Below are 16022 nucleotides of genomic sequence, written 5' to 3'. Positions count from 1 at the left end.
AACGAATTACAAATTAAGAGATTTCAGAAATTCAAGAAGCGATTTCCCCTTCGCTGTCAAATAATATTGCTGTTTTGAACTTTGGGTTTTATCAGGAATTGTCATTTCCAAAAGATCTGATTCCAGCAAGGGGTTAATGTATTTTGCCCTGAACTTCGTCCTGTTTTTCCATTCCAATAATTCCATGAGTTCTTTCATCGATCTTGCTGTTTCTGCAAAAGCCAATAATCTTTCAACCTGGCGCCAACCTGGTGCAGACTTAGTACCGGCTTGATCCCAACCTGGTCCCAGCTTGGTCCCAACCTGGTCCCAACTTAGTCCCAACTTAGTCCCAAGTTCCTTTCCAACCGCATCACGATCAATCACTTCGGACACAACTGGCTGGACGTTCTTTTTGATGAACTGAACCTGAAACTGCAGCCCTCTTTCAAACCATTTAAATTCAATTTCAGGATAGGCTTTAAGCTCATTGGAAATAATTTTTAAGCCATTACCCCATTGATCAATAATACCAAGGCGTTTAAATATGGGAGCAATAACCTTATTGCGGATATCGCTTTGGCGGGCCTCCATTTCCTGAAAATCAATGGAAGGTGGCAAGGTGCCCGGGCTGGTTATCTCGACCATATCATCGTAAATAGCGACTTTTATATCTTTGCCGGTCAGACTGTAATCACGGTGAACAACCGCATTCCGAAGTGCCTCCCGGATGGCATCCATGGGATATTCCCAGCGAACTTTGGTATATACACCTTCAATTACCGACGCCTGATCGACATGCCGTTGAATAAATTTCAGTGCTTCAGCGGGTTGTTCGCCTATTTGCTCTGTGATCGTTTTATCGTCAATCTTGGTATCGGTACTGGTGCCTTTGAAACGGGCACATTCAATTTTGGAGTAAGGAAATAAGTCTTTCCGGCTTTCGTAACCTGAAAAAAGTGCCATGGCATTGGCCGGCAGCAAATGTCCCTGATGTTCTTTTACCAAAGCTAACTTATTCAGGGCAGCATCATCTAGCACTTCACCGGTTAATGATTTAAACTGTTGCCGGAAGGACTCAATATCAAAATCTGCCGGATTTTTACCATAAACAGGTTCGCTGTCAAAAGAAACATTTCGTTTTCTCCGCTGCAGTTCGGCGATAATCGATTCATCTGCAAGCCTGTTGGTTGAACCAATGCGGATAAAAGTGCCTTCTTTTAATCCCTTTGACTTAAGATGGTACGGAAAGTCACTACCCCGGTGAATCTGGATGCGAATAAAATGAAAGCCATTCTCTGAGTGAAAACTGATTTCAGGAACAATAACCGGACTGCAGTGATCGTGAATGACAGAGGCAATCTGTTCTTCTATCTTAAACAACTCTGATTCCGGAATGCCCACCAATTCCCGCGGATTGTTTCGAACGCCGATAAACAAATCTCCGCCGGCATCGTTGGCAAACGCCACGATGGTTTTGGCGAGATCGGATACTGCAGGTAGTTCCTGCTTAAACTCCAATCTGCGACCTTCCGGGCGTTGTATGATTTCGCTAATCTTCATTTAAATTCCGCACTTGATAACCCGCGTAATTCATAATTCGTAATTGATAATTGACCATCTTCTCACCAATCTGCTTTCAGATATTTTTCAAGCTGCGAGTTTTTGCCGGCAGACTTCAGGACTTCTGCTCTCAGCAGTCCTTTTTTCTGTAACGGGGCGATGTTTTTACCCACGCCATCATCCAATTTGGGATCGTAACCTTCGGCTATGAGTTCATCAAGCTTTTGGGCAAACCGGTCTATCTCCTGAAGTTGCAGTCTGATGGTTTCTTTTTCTGATTGAGCCTGAGCTGTTAAACTGTCTCCCAGATGCTGAAGCCTGAACTGAAGACTTTCGGTGCGTTTGCTCAGATAACTGCTTTTCAGTTTGTATAAACTATCCCGGTTCCATTTGTAAATAATGATGTAGACCTCGAACCCCTGATGCTCACCGCTGCTGAGATGCCAGATGAACGGCGTCTTGGGCAGGTGTCGAAAAATATTGAGAAGATTACACAAATCTTCGAAGAAAAACTGCTCAATATACTCACCAACCGGACGGCCAAGCAGACCGTCTATCTGCATAATCTGGGCGGAGGTGAACCCGTTTTCGTAACAATACGCCTCAAACCGGTCGTAAAGCCGGGGTTCACCGGGAAGACCGACCAATGGTACCATGCCATCTTCATCTGCCATAAGAATGCTGCGGAAGGCATCTGCCAGAAACTCAAGTGCAATTTCTGCTGCACGGGCCTGAGGCAACACCCGGCTTTCTTTAAACCAGGACCAGACGTTGACGGGATTCACCTGATGACGGATGCAGAATTCTTCGAGATCATTGTTGCTCTGGTACAAAGCACCAAACTCTGAAACAATCTGCCGTTTTTTTTCTTCGTCAAACTCAATAACCGGCAGCTTCTTTACATGTTCAAGTACGATTGGGTTCAGTTTGATTTCGCCATTCGTCATTTCCCTTTCGTAATTCGTACTTGCTTCCTTCGTAATTCCCAATTGACCCACCGGTTTTCCCATTTTGGTCTCGACCTGCAACCGGTCTTCTTCACTCAGCTCATAGACTTTGAAAATGAGTTCATTGATGACGGCTTCATTTAACAGAACCTGGGTTAACCGGGCATTCTCAAAATTGAGGAACGAAAGTAACCGGTCTCTCAGAGAAGCCTCTGAAAAAGCAGATAATGGGTTTTGCTGGTAATTGGTTTCTATAATACGGTAAGAGTTGAGTTGCTTTTTGATTTCAACATTCTCACCTGCCAGGGCAGCAATGTTGTCTTCTAGAAGTTGGGGTGGTTTGATAAATGGAATTCGTTTAACATCTCCTGTTTGGGTTTCAACGGTAGCATTTAGACATGAAATAATATAAGTTGCAAGCTTGGAATTTAGTAATGCACAGGAATATAATATGTTACCTTCATCTGAAACTGGAAAAACGCAAGAACCTTTGATATCGAATATTTGATTGGGTGGTAAAACTCTATAAGATACACCCTTTGATGATGTGGCAGAATAAGTAACACCAGGCTTGAAATAGAAGTTCTTGTTTGTTCTTGACGCCAATTCAATTCCATTATTACTATAATTTACAATAAGCCAATTGTTGCCATACCATTTATTGTATTCACCACCTTTTTGATATGGTATCCATTTTTTCTTATCAATGGAATAATTTTCAGAAATATCACTCTTTATAACTTCCCAATGAAAGCGTAAATATTTGTCATTATTACCTGTCATCAAACCAACAGTAGGTTTAAAATTTGCATCAATACTCTCCCCCCTAAACTTCTCCCGAAACCCATCACTGATCCAGTAAATAAACGGCCAGCCTTCGATGATTTTGAGTTTTTCTTGGTTTAATTTGAAATTATGTTTGTTGTGGTGAGAATTGAGGTAGTCAATATAAGCCTCTTCAAAAATACTCCTTTTTACTTTTAATCCCTTATAATCCTGTAAATTCATGAAAAATGACTCATGATTTTTTGTTGGTACTTTTTTTATTACATAAGCACAAACATCAACATCAACTTTTGAAGTGAATACCCCACCCAAGCCAAATTCAACAAACAAATCAATGGTTGTCTTTTCAAGTAAGAATCTTCTTACGTCTTCAAAGCTTGAGATGTACATAAAAGTTAACGGATGAATCAACGCCATTTTACCCTGTTCGTTAGTTAACTCATAGCACCTTTTTATAAACGTAGCATAAAGATTTGTGTTAAACTTGTAAGGCTGGCGGTAGTTGGTTTCAACAAAATTTTTGAGATCCGGTCCGAAGTCTGAACTGTCGGTATAAGGCGGGTTGGCAACCGCCACATCGTATTTCTGGGTCAGGAGCTGCAGGAAGGTGATGGCATCCTGGGTTTTGGTGTTCAGAAAAGATTGTCCCTGTTTGGCGGTGTTTTGTACCACGGCCTTTTGCAGGTTGGCAAAAAAGTTTTCTCTGAATCCATCATAACTGGCCAGGGTCTGTTCATCGAAAAACCCGATCTGAAACTGCCCGAATTGCTGTACAAGTCCGTGCAGGCGGATGCTGAACTTTTCTTCCAGCCTGATCAGCGCACCAAATTTATACGCCTGCTGCAGATCGGTCCAGAGATCGGTAACAATCCGTTCAAGTTCGGGGCTCAGGGGTTTGTCGCCTTCAAACAGATGTTTAACGGCGGCATATTCCGGCAGATAGAAATCGGAGCTTACCACATTAAAGTGTTCAATTCTGGCAGACCGCTTCTTCCGCTTTGCCTTGATGTACAATCCCAGCTGCGCCAATTGAATGGCCCGGTCATCCAGATCAATGCCGTGCAGGTTATGGGTAATGATGAGTTCAGGCAGGTTACGTTCATCATAGTCGGCACCGTAGTTTTCAATCTGGTCGGTGTACAGGTCATAAAAAAGATCAAAACCATACAGTAAAAAATTACCGCTGCCCGTGGCAGGGTCAATCAGCTTTATTTCCGTTAGCGGTTTGGGTTCCCGGGTTCTGGTTTTTGATAAATTCGCAATTTTGTAGTGGTTTCTGATCTCACTGTCAGGATACATTTCCAGGTAGAGTTTTCCCAGACTGTTATCCACTAAAAACTTAACCACCCATCGGGGTGTATAAACCTGACTTTGAATACTGACTTTATTGTATTCGGTTTTATCGCCGCTTTCTTTGTGGGCAGCTTTTTTGGTGTTGTTGTAGCTTTCGTAAAGCCAACCGAGCACGTCATCACTCTGCCAGATTGCCTCTTCTACCTGCGCATCACCCTCAATCTGATTAAATGCACTGATAATGCCGTTAAGCTCAATGGCCGTTGGCAATAAATGGTAAGGGTACTGAGGACTGAACAGGGGAATGTCACCGGCCAATGCAGACAACTGATCCTCAAGAAACCCGACCAGACCTTCCGCTTCCAGGTTCCGCCCATCCGGATTTTGTTCGAGCCAATGCCGGTGAGCAAATGATCGGTCTCCGTGCTGGCTTCTGCGGGTCACAATTTCCGGGTGGAGCGTATGAGCTTCCATCACCTTCAGCGCAGAAAGGCGGTTAAACAGGGTAAAAGTAAATTCTTCGACCAGTTTTTCGTAAGCTTCTGCTGCCGAACGGGTTTCTGCGATCCATACTTCACGGATGGCTTCAATCCGCTTTCTTTCTGCATGGTAATCGGCATGGATTGTCTCTACCGGCTGCAAGGTTTTTGCAGTAATGCCCATCCGGCCCAACCGGTTGCGGAAGGCAGTATCAATAAGCTGGCGGATATGTTCAACGTGATCGGCTAATTTCATTTTAATTCAATTTCGAATGACGGTTATTAAGTTTAGATCGCATGGTCTTATTAATTGCTCCAATTGATGTACCAGATCTGAGCAGTTGTTTTTAAATTACATACTCTTTTTTCTCTTCCATTAAAAGACGGCAAACAGTCACCACTTTTATGGGGAACGAATAACTTTTTTGCTGTATGATGTTCTCTTGTTTCAATCGTAATTGTTCAGTTGATCTCGATGTCATCATTGTCTGCAGCGCCCGCCAGTTTTTGCAGCTCCTGCTGCAGCCAGACTTTGTATTCACTTACTTTGACCTTTTTGCCGGGCAACGTTGCAGAATAGGTTTTTCTTGTCGCTGCTGCAGTTGCACCGGGTGCCGGTTTTGGCGGTTCTGTACGAATCAGTCCTGATCTGATGATTTCCAGATCAGTTTTATAACTGTTATACAGTTGAATAAAAGAAAGCATTTCAGAATAGGTGAACCGGGTTTTCTTATCCTTTACATCATAGTCAATTTCCACAGAGGCAGCGGTACGGTGGACCGCATATTGTAAAATGTTTTTTGCTTTTTCATACGCAGTGTCATTCAGACCAGATGGCAATGAAGCCATTTCTTTCAGCAGGTCATCGGCATTTTTCTGAAGTGTGGTGTATCTGGCTGCCATCTCGGTAGCCGCAGCCTGCATCAGGGCAAAATAGGAATCCTTTATTTTCTGCACCGTTTTCTGAAGTTCAGCAAAATTCTTTACCACTTCACCCTTGTACAAACTGTTAAAAGTGGTAACCAGTGCGGTTATGGACTCATCCGATTTTGCTGCCTTGGCCAATTCATCCATCACACCATCTGCAAAGACTTTCCACAGTCTGATTTTTTCCAGGTTGTTTCGGATGAATTTTTCTGTCCGGGCGATCTCAATAACATAATCGGCATACGATGCCTTATTGGACAAAAAGTTTTCTGCCTTGTCGATGTAGTTGGCTTCGCTGACAGCACCGGTAAAGGCGGCCAAACGATCTTTAATGGTTTCCAGGTTGCTGAAAAGAGTATCAAAATCCCTGTTCTGCCGCTTCATATCCTCAACTTTATCGCAGAACCGTTTGGCCAATTCCCGCACAGCAATTACCAGATCAAAATCGTTGATATTCCAGTCAATTTTTTTGCCTGTATGGATTTCATACTCCAGTTCCTGAAGCGTGGTGACCATTACATTTTTCTGAGCCGCAGACAAAGATCTGGCAACCGCTTTAAAGCTTGCCTTTCTGAATTCCCGTGAATTACTGAAAATGACGGCAACGCCATCATCTTTCCAACTGAATTTATCCGATCCGTTGTAACGAGCCATGATTTTGTTACCGCGCATCAGGGCCGCCAGCGTGGTTATTACGGTTCCGAAGCTGAAGCCGGTCGGGGGCTGTTCAAATTCCCTTTCCAGGGTAGCCCCATCGACAAAGGTGTTTCTGATTTTGAAGAGGATAAGTTCGGCTGGCTTAAGAGTCTCTCCGACAAAGGTTCCCTGCGCATCAAAAAACTGAAAGTCGGCACCAAGTCCGGTAAAAAAGGTATGAAGCCGTTGGTTGTTACCTTCCTTAATAATCCGTTCGGCAATGGCATCGGTTAATTGAGCGGTCAGCCGTTGACTGTACACATTCTGAATGATTTGTCGCTGCAAACCGGAAATGGTTGCCTGCCAATTGTTCTTGTCCAATTGGGCCGTGTTGTACAAATAAACAGAAGTGCCTTCCATTAAAGAAAGTTCAACCAGTTCCTTCAGCCTGTTTTCTTTAACTGAGCGTTCGGCCTGAAAGGCACGGATAATGATACCTTCATCAGAATTTGGGTTGGAGTATTTCTCTTCCAGGTATCTAATCCGTTCCACCTCATCCAGTAACCGGTCAATCTCCCTGAAATGACGGTTATCCGGAGCCAGCCAGATAACATCCTTATCATTTTGAAACTGAGTTTTTAATTGTTCAATATCCGAACTGCGGTCGTCACTGAAACCGTAAAGACTTTTGACCTTCAGTTTTAATTGCTTTAATGCCGGCGAGGTCAGTTCATCATCGTTTTCGGACGTGATATAGAAATCAAAAGTCGCAGAGTTTTCGTTAATTCTGCTGACTGTTTTTATGAAACCGGTATTTTTAAAAGCAGAGATAATCTGCTGCTTCTTTTTAAAAATCTGAACCGGAAATTGATTCATTTCATCAAGCAGTCGCTGCTCGATGTCTGTGGTAATCCGGAAGGTTCCGTTTGAGTGAAGCAAAATTTTATGCTCCACCAGCATATCCAGCGCTTTTGTAATCAATCCTTGTGCGGAATGAAACTCATCGGGTGTCTTGATATAGGCTTTAACAATGTTACTCAAGGTAGCCGGTGCAACTTCTGCTTCTGTGAGAAAATGGATCGTTTCAAGCAAACGACGGCCTGAAATATCACTCTTTTCCTGACGCAGGATGGATTCCGCATTCGAAAACCGGTTTACCAACCGAACTGGTGGCTGGGGCTGAGCCTCTTTGGCGATCTGCCAACCGGTAGCAATATGGAAAAGGTTTTCACTCTGAATTTCATGTTTCAGAATGTCATAGGTAGTAATGATCATCCCCCTTGCAGCCACTTTGGTTGAGGCATATCCCTGTCTTCCGAATAGAAAATTCTGTAACAGGCCAAACTGGTTCTGGTAGAAGGGGTAGTAGGTAACATAGGACTGTTCGCTTTCCGTTTTTCCGGCTCCGGTCAGTCCGCTGTGATCTGCAATTTTACCGGCATGTTGCTGGTAATGTGTTTTCAGTTTTGTAACCGCATCATCCTTTTTTTTCAACAGTCGGCTTCTGATTATCACATCGACTTCAGTCGCTTCCAGATGAATTTTCGTTTTAAAGCGATCGGTCACCTTGGTGAGCTGGGCTTTGCTGATGTTTGAATTGTTAATGACATCATCCAGCTTTTCCTGAGCGATGGCAATGGTCCAGACTCTGCCGCCCAATGAGGAGAGCGATTCACTGAGGCCTTCCAAATCCAGCAGAGTAAATTTTTTCTGGTTGATGGCCTCACTGGCTTCATCGAACAGGAACACCACCTTTTCGTCCCTGACCGCTTTAAAATAGGTATTTAATTCTTCCCGCAATCTGGAAGCACTGAACTCATCTATTTCTCTGCGGATGGTGGTAAGTATTGTTTGATAGTCGGATTCAGAATTACCCAAACCCAGGTAAATTTCTTTAATAGTGCCAATGTAAACGATACGGTTGCTTTTCAGGTTATTCCAGGATTTACCCAATTTATCCTGGAGAAAATCTTCCACATTGCCATAGGTGGCATTACACATCAATGAAAACAACAAAAAGCCGTGTTCATTCTCTGGTAAATCTAGTGATTTCAGAAAATTGCGGAACAGGGCGTACGAAAAACCTTTCGATGTATCCTGTTTTGCAATGTCCATAAAAACAAGTCGTGAGTTGATACTGTTTAGTTTTGAAATAGCATTTTTCACCAATGCTTCATCTTCAATGCCGGTAAACCGTTGTAAAATCCGTTCCCGGGCAGGGGTTCCATTGATGAGCCGGTTGCTCATCATGTACCCGAGTAATTTACCAAAGTAGGACTTTCCTGATCCGTAAAAACCAGATAACCATACGCCGGTTTCAGTGATATTTGAAGTATAAACAGAAACAAAGTCTCCATACTCCTTGGCCAATCCATCTGTAATAATATAGTTCTCAATCTCGGATTGAATGGCACCTTCAGAGGTATCCTCCAGGTCAATCACGTTTTTAATGTCTTCACTCAGATCGATGGTTAAGATGTCTTTTATAAGCATGGTTGATGTTTCGCAATTATTGAATAATCATACAACGGTATTTTGATGCAGGATGTTTACCAAGGAATAAAATTCTGTCAGGTTCAATCGTGGCCGGATACAGAATAACCAACGGCAAACCAGCTTTCATGACCACGTCATGTTCCATGATATGGATATTGTGGATTCCGGTTCCAAACAGAGCACCTGTGTTGATTAAAACGGGAACTTTATCATTCCGAAACGTTTCCCTGATCGTTTCCATAATAATCCTATACAGGTCGTTTGATTCTTCTCGATCCGGGGCTCTGAAAATCTGATGGGTCGCCGATTGCAACAACTCATATAATTGTTTCAATTCATCTTTTTGATTACTTACAAAATGAATAAGACAGTCGTTCAGGTCGATCAGCGAATAATCCTCCGTTGGCAATAACTTTCCAAGGTGGTCAATGAATTCTTTTTCCTTCATCGGTTCACATATCAGGAGAATGGAATTTCCTCCATTGGCATTCAGCCTGACCTCAGATCTTCTGTCAGACTCAACCAGGCGCTTGATCTCTGAAATGAGTTGTTCGGGGTTATTTAATGGCATGGTAAATCCGACTATAGTCTAAAAGTAAGTTTACAGATAAGCTATTGCCAGTATAGGTAAAGCTATAGTAAGGAGCGTACTTTTTTTTCATCAGTCTGTCCAGAAATACACCTCTCTCAGACAACGCATATTCCAACCAGGAACTCTCCAGCAAATTAGACCGTTTTTCTACCGCCTTGATCCAATAAATAAACAGGATAAAGACCCGGTCGGTATAATACGGATGAAGGATTTCCTTGAGATAAGTCGGGGTGACAAGCGAAAAGTGTTTAAGAAGAGCGAGGTACTTTCTGGCAACAACATCAATCGTTTCAAGACTCCATCCCTTTAACTGGGGTTCCTTTTCTTTCAGTTCAAGAATACACGCCTTCACGTCCTCTTTCCGGATCATAAGTTTTCCCGAATAAAAAAAAGGAAAAAACACTTCCTGATTTAAATACCAGAACAGTTCATTGTTTCTGGAGGTGTTCCAGAAAAGCATGAGCATGCAATCTGGTGAAATTCCTTCCTCTGCAAGGATAGTTGTGTAAAGATTTTTAAGGTCGGGTGATTCAAAGTGCAACAATGTTTTTCTGATAGCCCGTTCAAATCGCTGAACCGATTTCTGGGTTCTGATTCCAGAGTAAATACCCGTTGGCTCCTGCATCTGATCGAATTGATTAACCTTGGGAATGAATTTATTTATCAGTCCCCAGTTGGTTAATCCGCCAAGTATGTTAATGTCTGTATTGATTTTCATTCAAGCTATCTGAAGGAGAGTCGTAATATTTGACTGGTTTGTTATTAAAAATTACAAATATCCTTCAAGGTACCAATTCCGCCTGAATGGTACAAGAGACAGAAGCATCTGCATTAGGGGTGTTGTTCTGCTTGGCTGAATGAGAGGAAGTTCGGGTGAAAAAAAGGTGGGCCTGGGGTGGGCTCCGGGTTTCTTCAGGGTACAGACATTTTGTGCGGTTACCCCGGACCCTTCGAGCGGACCCTGATTTCCCGAAGGGCAGGATCCGGGTTTTTTTGTCCGGACATTTCGAGAACCTCAATGTCCGGGGATAAGCAGGGTCCGGACATTTCGAGAACCTCAATGTCCGGATTGTATTTTACCGGTTCACGGGAAGGAAGTTCATCATCCAGCTCATCATGCCGCCCGAGACGTTGTAAATCGTGGGCCAGCCTTGCTGGTGAAGGAATCCGGCGACGCGGGCACTGCGGCCACCCGAGGCACAGATGATTGCCACGCGCTTGTTCTTCGGGATTTCGCCCAGACGGGTTTCGAGCTGGCTCATGGGAATGTTCACCGCTTTGGGAGCCATGCCGTTGGCGGTTTCAAAAGGTTCACGCACATCAATCAGCACCCAGGAGGCATCCGATTCCATCTTGTCGTTCAGATCGGCAGGAAGAATGTTAAACACGCCCTTTTCGGGTTCCGGAGCCGGTCCGCCCGCTGCCCCGCATTGAATCTTCGAGACGCCTCCCATGTCATCCAGTTTCAGCGGCGGGAAAAACTGACTGGTGAAGTCGGTGAATTCGGCGGCCGTCTGCGGTTTAAAGAACGGATTCACTGCCAGTTCATCCTTCAGAAAACGGCTGGTGTGATGGTCGTAATCATGTCCGGGGCAGAGGATGGTGTCGTCACCGGCCAGCGGGGCAATGACCTTGTGCAGCGAATTGAACATGGCTGCTGCATTTCCGCCGGGCAGATCGAGCCGACCGGTCTGTCCGATCATGAGGGAATCGCCGGTGAAGAGGTAGTGGCCGGCTTTCAGAGAAAGAGAATTGAGTGTGTGACCCGGGGTTTCGTAAAATGTGATGGTGACCGATCCGACCTGCAGGGTATCACCGGTGCCCACATACCGATCCACCTGAATGGTGGAATTGTAGGACAGAATGTCTTCAATCCCGAATTTCTTTCCCAGATCGGCATCGAACTTCCGCTGGTCGCCGGTGGCTTTGCTCATGATGACGGCCGACCCCAGTTTTTCACGGAGGATGCCTGCGCCGGTGTAATGATCGGCGTGACTGTGGGTATCAATCACGGCTGTGACCTTCAGCTTATCGCGGTGTACAATGGCCACCAGGTCATTTACCTTCTCGCGGATCGGGTCGATGATTACGGCTTCGCCTGTGGCTTCATCCGCCAGCAGATAGGCCAGATTTCCTTCATCGGCAAATTGTCTCAGTAACATGGAAACTCCTTTTTTTTGCCTGATTAGATGGCCGGTCACCGGTCGGGTGTCACGGAGCCTGCACAGGTAAAGATCGAAGATACCGGTCCATTCTACATTTCATGTACAGAATTGACCGCCGGGTTTGTTATTTTCGCTGGTTGTTCCGTTAATCTGGACCTCTATGCTGAATCTTCTGCTGGCGGCCGGTTTTCTGATGGTGCTCATGGCACTCACCTATCTGAAGGAGAAAATCGGAAAAGACCGGCTTTTTCATACCAACCTCGACTACATCCTGCTCGGATTCCTGCTGGCCCTGTTTCTGCATGCCGCACCCGATACACTGCCCGATATCCATGCCGATAACTGGGTGTCGGTGGTGACGCTGCTGTACGGGATCATTTTCGGCAGCCGGTTCAACTTCCGCAATTTTCTGGATAAGAATTCGGATGAATGGAAAATGGTGTATTTCCCGTTCATTCTCGGTGGTTTGCTGCTGGCGGGCGGCTGGCTGATTTTATGGAAGGTGTACGGAGAGGTTCCGCATGCCTGGCTGGCCGTCCTGATCACGCTGGTGCTCATCATGATTTCGAACTCGCGTGAACTGATCACCATTCTGATCAAAAACCAGGTGCAGGCGCCGGCGGGCCTGATCAGACAATTCAACATCATCACGGTTTCCACCGATGTGATTGCCATTTCGGTATTCGGGCTGGTGATTGCCTATCTGGTGCCCGATGTCTCGGCCGGGCTGGGATTCCGTCCGCTGGAATGGATTGTGATCAACGTGCTGGTCGGCGTGGTGGGCGGGGCGTTGGCGGTACTCATGCTGGGACGCGAACCAAACGATTATAACCTGGCGGTGGTGCTGGTGGCGCATATTCTGGTGCTTTCGGTGGCCACCATTTACTTTAAGTTTGCGCCCCTGTTCACCGGTATGATCTGGAGTGCCGTCATTCTGAACTTCTACAAGGATCAGGAACATTTCACCACATTTTTATATCGGTTCGAGCGGCCGGTCTTTTCCTTTGTCTATGTGGCGGCCGGATTTCTCGTGGCGCCATCCGCGCTGGGCTGGGCAGCGGCGCTGGTGCTCGTTTACGTGGCCCTTCGGATGGGTCTGAAGGTTCTGGCAGCCCGTCAGGCCTTTTATTCCTCTGACAATCCGGTCTGGTGGACCGATAACATTGGTCTGATGCTCACCGGTCAGGGCGGACTGGCGCTGGCCATGTCGATCAACCTGGTCTTTATCATGGGCGGACCGCTGACCGATCTGCTTCATGCGGTCACGGTGCTGGGTGTGATTCTTTTTCAGGTAATCGGATTGAAACTGATCCGGACTTATTTAAACACATATGTCACGCGGTAAATCATGTTAAACATTGCCGTTGCCGGCCTCGGTGAAGTCGGCCGATATCTCATCTCGGTTTTTCAGGAACAGGGACACAACATTGTGGCCGTCGATCAGGATGCCGCCTCGGTTCAGCGGGTGGAAGAGTTGTATGACATCCAGACGCTGGTGGGGAATGTGACCCACATGAACACCCTCGGGCAACTGGAACCGGCCTCTCTGGATCTGTTTATCGCTGTCACCGAAAGCGACACCACCAATCTGCTGTCGGCCGTCATGGCCAAAAACCTCGGCGTCGGAAAAACCGTCTGCCGGGTCGCTCACCGCGATCTGATCGACAATCCGACCGGGTATCTGCACAACTTCATGGGGGTCGATCTGGTGATCAATCCCGATCTGTTGGCCGCCCGTCAGGCCGAAAACTTCATCCGGACCACCTCGGCCCAGTTTGTCACCAGTCTGGCCGATAATCAGATCATGTTTGTGGTTTTCGAATTAACCGCCGATGCCGCCGTAACCGATAAGCTGATCCGCGATCTGAAAATGCCGCCCGATACAGTCATTGCCGGTCTGGTGCGCGATCATGAACTGATCCGTCCGGCCGGAACCGACCTGCTGATTTCTGGTGACCGGGTGCTGCTGTTCTGCCGCAGCACTCAGTTTAATGCCGTGGAAAAACTCTTCAGTCCGGACCGGTCGTCGGTGAACACGCGGGTTACCATTCTGGGGGCCGGTGACATTGGTCTGTATCTGGCCCGCAGCCAGGATGAAGCGGGATTTGCGCAAACCACGCTCATCGAAGCCGACCGGGACATCTGTGAATCCATATCAGGACAGTTGAAGTCGGTAACCGTGCTTAACGGCGATTCCACCCGTCTGGAATTTCTCATGGAAGAGCACATCGGCGATTCTGATCTGTTTGTGGCCACCACCCGGAACGATGAGGTCAATCTGCTCAGTTGTCTGCTTGCACGCGATCTGGGCGTGAAACGCACAGCCTCGATGGTTCACAAACCCGATTACGCCAAGATTTTCGAAAAACTCGGCATCGACTATCCCATTTCGCCGCGCATGTTTGCCGCCAAGGAAATTGTACGTTTCATCCGGGCGGTGGAAATCAGTCACACCGTTCCTGTGGAGAACGGCAAGGCAGAAATTATCGAAATGGTGGCGGTCGAAAACAGCCGCATCACGCAGAACACCATCCGCGAACTCACCCTGCCGCGCGGCACCCAGATTGTGGCGGCCAAATCGGGGGACAAGGTCTACTTTCCGCAGGCCGATGATGTGATCTACCCGAACAGTCAGGTGATCATTTTCACCGAACCGGCCAACCGGCGGTATGTGGAAAGTCTCTCGCGAAAACGACTCTTTTCTTACGGCTCATGAACTACCTGGTCATTATCCGCATCATCGGTCTGGTTCTGGTTTCGCTGGCGGTTACCATGCTGTCGGCCGTGGCTGTGGGCTGGTGGTATGGCGAAACCGATGCCGTACTAGCCTATCTGGCAGCCACCGGTGTCACCCTGCTGACGGGCGGATTGATGGTGCTGGCCGGCCGCGGGGCAGGCGATACCATTTACCGTCGCGAAGCCCTCGCCATCGTGACGCTGAGCTGGCTGGTCGGCGGATGGTTTGGCGGTCTGGGTCTCCGGTTCGATGGGGCCGTTCCCACGCTGACCGATGGATTTTTCGAAACCATTTCGGGACTGACCACCACCGGTTCCTCGGTAATTGCCGATCTCGATCCGGTCAGTCATGCCTCGAAATGGTGGCGCGGTATGACGAACTGGCTGGGCGGATTGGGAATCATCGCTCTGTTCGTGGCCATTTTCCCGCAATTGGGAGTGGGAGGAAAGTTCCTGTTTCAATCCGAAGTGGCCGGTCCGATTAACGAAGGACTGAAACCGAAGATCAGGGAAACCTCGGCCATTCTCTGGCGGATTTACATCCTCATCACCCTGATCGGCATTGCAGCCCTTATGCTGGTGGGCGTGGATTGGTTCGATTCCTCGGTTCACACCTTTGCTGCCATTGCCACCGGCGGATTCGGGAACTACAACAACTCGGTGAACGGGCTCGCCAATCCGGCAGCCGAGTATATCCTCATCCTCATCATGTTGACTGGCGGCATCAACTTTGGGTTGTTCTACTATGTATTTAAGGGGAAGCGCAACGCGCTGTTCTCCAATCCGGAATTTCACTGGTATCTCGGTTTTATACTCATTTCCACCCTGGCCATCACGATCACGGTTTTCACCACCTGGTCCGGACTGGAAAAGGCGTTCCGTGATTCACTGTTTACGGTGGTGAGCATCATGACCACGACTGGTTTTGCAACGGCAGATTATGAAAAGTGGCACGGATTTTCCCAATTGGTGCTGGCCATGCTCATGATTGTGGGCGGCATGGCGGGCTCCACCGGCGGGGGTGTTAAGGTGGTGCGGGTGATGCTGGCCGTGAAACTGATGATTCAGGAGTTTTACGCCGAATTCCGGCCGCAGATGGTGCGTGTCATCCGGGCAGGCAGTCAGATTATCACCACCGAAACCGGCCGGTCAGTGGCCGTCTTCTTCTTTATTGCCCTGGTGAGTTTCTGGGCCAATGTGCTGTTTATGGCGGCGATGGGAGTCGATTTGGCCACCTCGCTGGGGGCCACGCTGGCCTGTATGTTCAACATCGGTCCGGGTTTTGGAATGGTGGGTCCCACCGACAATTATGCAGCACTCCCCGATCTGACCAAGGTGAGTCTGAGTCTGATGATGATTCTGGGCCGTCTGGAATTTGTGACGGTTCTGGTCCTGCTGGTACCCGATTTCTGGAGACGATAAC

Annotated in this window: 9 protein-coding genes; 3 read left to right on the top strand and 6 right to left on the bottom strand. The window is 47.1% G+C overall.

What is annotated here, in order from left to right:
• Positions 1–6: 6 nt before the first annotated feature.
• The 6 genes from HUU10_13240 to HUU10_13215 all read right to left on the bottom strand — a co-directional run bounded on the left by HUU10_13240 (position 7) and on the right by HUU10_13215 (position 11860).
• Positions 7–1542, bottom strand: coding sequence for a putative DNA binding domain-containing protein (locus HUU10_13240; protein NUQ82572.1), 1536 nt, complete (start codon positions 1540–1542; stop codon positions 7–9).
• A 62-nt stretch (positions 1543–1604) separates the two neighbouring features.
• A complete protein-coding gene (pglX, locus tag HUU10_13235; protein ID NUQ82571.1) occupies positions 1605–5303 on the bottom strand; it encodes a BREX-1 system adenine-specific DNA-methyltransferase PglX in 3699 nt (1232 codons plus the stop codon).
• A 206-nt stretch (positions 5304–5509) separates the two neighbouring features.
• The gene (brxC, locus tag HUU10_13230; GenBank protein NUQ82570.1) at positions 5510–9103 is read right to left on the bottom strand and encodes a BREX system P-loop protein BrxC; all 3594 of its coding nucleotides are present in this window, start codon (positions 9101–9103) and stop codon (positions 5510–5512) included.
• Positions 9104–9119: 16 nt separating this feature from the next.
• Entirely contained in the window at positions 9120–9677 is a 558-nt protein-coding gene (locus HUU10_13225) for a hypothetical protein (protein NUQ82569.1), read from the bottom strand.
• The gene (locus tag HUU10_13220; GenBank protein NUQ82568.1) at positions 9664–10416 is read right to left on the bottom strand and encodes a DUF1819 family protein; all 753 of its coding nucleotides are present in this window, start codon (positions 10414–10416) and stop codon (positions 9664–9666) included. The genes HUU10_13225 and HUU10_13220 overlap by 14 nt, the downstream gene beginning before the upstream one ends.
• A gap of 358 nt (positions 10417–10774) precedes the next feature.
• Entirely contained in the window at positions 10775–11860 is a 1086-nt protein-coding gene (locus HUU10_13215) for an MBL fold metallo-hydrolase (GenBank protein NUQ82567.1), read from the bottom strand.
• Between the two features lie 163 nt (positions 11861–12023).
• On the opposite strand from HUU10_13215, the gene HUU10_13210 reads away from it, so the two are divergent.
• From HUU10_13210 to HUU10_13200, 3 genes are read left to right on the top strand one after another with little or no spacing between them, the layout of a single operon-like run.
• The gene (locus HUU10_13210; protein ID NUQ82566.1) at positions 12024–13208 is read left to right on the top strand and encodes a hypothetical protein; all 1185 of its coding nucleotides are present in this window, start codon (positions 12024–12026) and stop codon (positions 13206–13208) included.
• A gap of 3 nt (positions 13209–13211) precedes the next feature.
• Complete coding sequence (gene trkA / locus HUU10_13205) at positions 13212–14579, top strand: Trk system potassium transporter TrkA (protein NUQ82565.1); 1368 nt, start codon at positions 13212–13214, stop codon at positions 14577–14579.
• Complete coding sequence (locus HUU10_13200; GenBank protein NUQ82564.1) at positions 14576–16021, top strand: TrkH family potassium uptake protein; 1446 nt, start codon at positions 14576–14578, stop codon at positions 16019–16021. Before trkA ends, HUU10_13200 begins: the two co-directional genes overlap by 4 nt.
• The last annotated feature ends 1 nt before the right edge of the window (position 16022 follow it).

The organism is Bacteroidota bacterium (genome assembly GCA_013360915.1).
GTDB lineage: Bacteria > Bacteroidota > JABWAT01 > JABWAT01 > JABWAT01 > JABWAT01.
The sequence above is the reverse complement of the archived record's forward strand: the minus strand, read 5'-3'. Positions and strand labels throughout refer to the sequence as shown.

Excerpts from the sequence above, each read along its gene's own strand:
- HUU10_13240 (NUQ82572.1), bottom strand. The coding sequence starts at position 1,542 with ATGAAGATTAGCGAAATCATACAACGCCCGGAAGGTCGCAGATTGGAG.
- pglX (NUQ82571.1), bottom strand. The coding sequence starts at position 5,303 with ATGAAATTAGCCGATCACGTTGAACATATCCGCCAGCTTATTGATACT.
- brxC (NUQ82570.1), bottom strand. The coding sequence starts at position 9,103 with ATGCTTATAAAAGACATCTTAACCATCGATCTGAGTGAAGACATTAAA.
- HUU10_13225 (NUQ82569.1), bottom strand. The coding sequence starts at position 9,677 with ATGCCATTAAATAACCCCGAACAACTCATTTCAGAGATCAAGCGCCTG.
- HUU10_13220 (NUQ82568.1), bottom strand. The coding sequence starts at position 10,416 with ATGAAAATCAATACAGACATTAACATACTTGGCGGATTAACCAACTGG.
- HUU10_13215 (NUQ82567.1), bottom strand. The coding sequence starts at position 11,860 with ATGTTACTGAGACAATTTGCCGATGAAGGAAATCTGGCCTATCTGCTG.
- HUU10_13210 (NUQ82566.1), top strand. The coding sequence starts at position 12,024 with ATGCTGAATCTTCTGCTGGCGGCCGGTTTTCTGATGGTGCTCATGGCA.
- trkA (NUQ82565.1), top strand. The coding sequence starts at position 13,212 with ATGTTAAACATTGCCGTTGCCGGCCTCGGTGAAGTCGGCCGATATCTC.
- HUU10_13200 (NUQ82564.1), top strand. The coding sequence starts at position 14,576 with ATGAACTACCTGGTCATTATCCGCATCATCGGTCTGGTTCTGGTTTCG.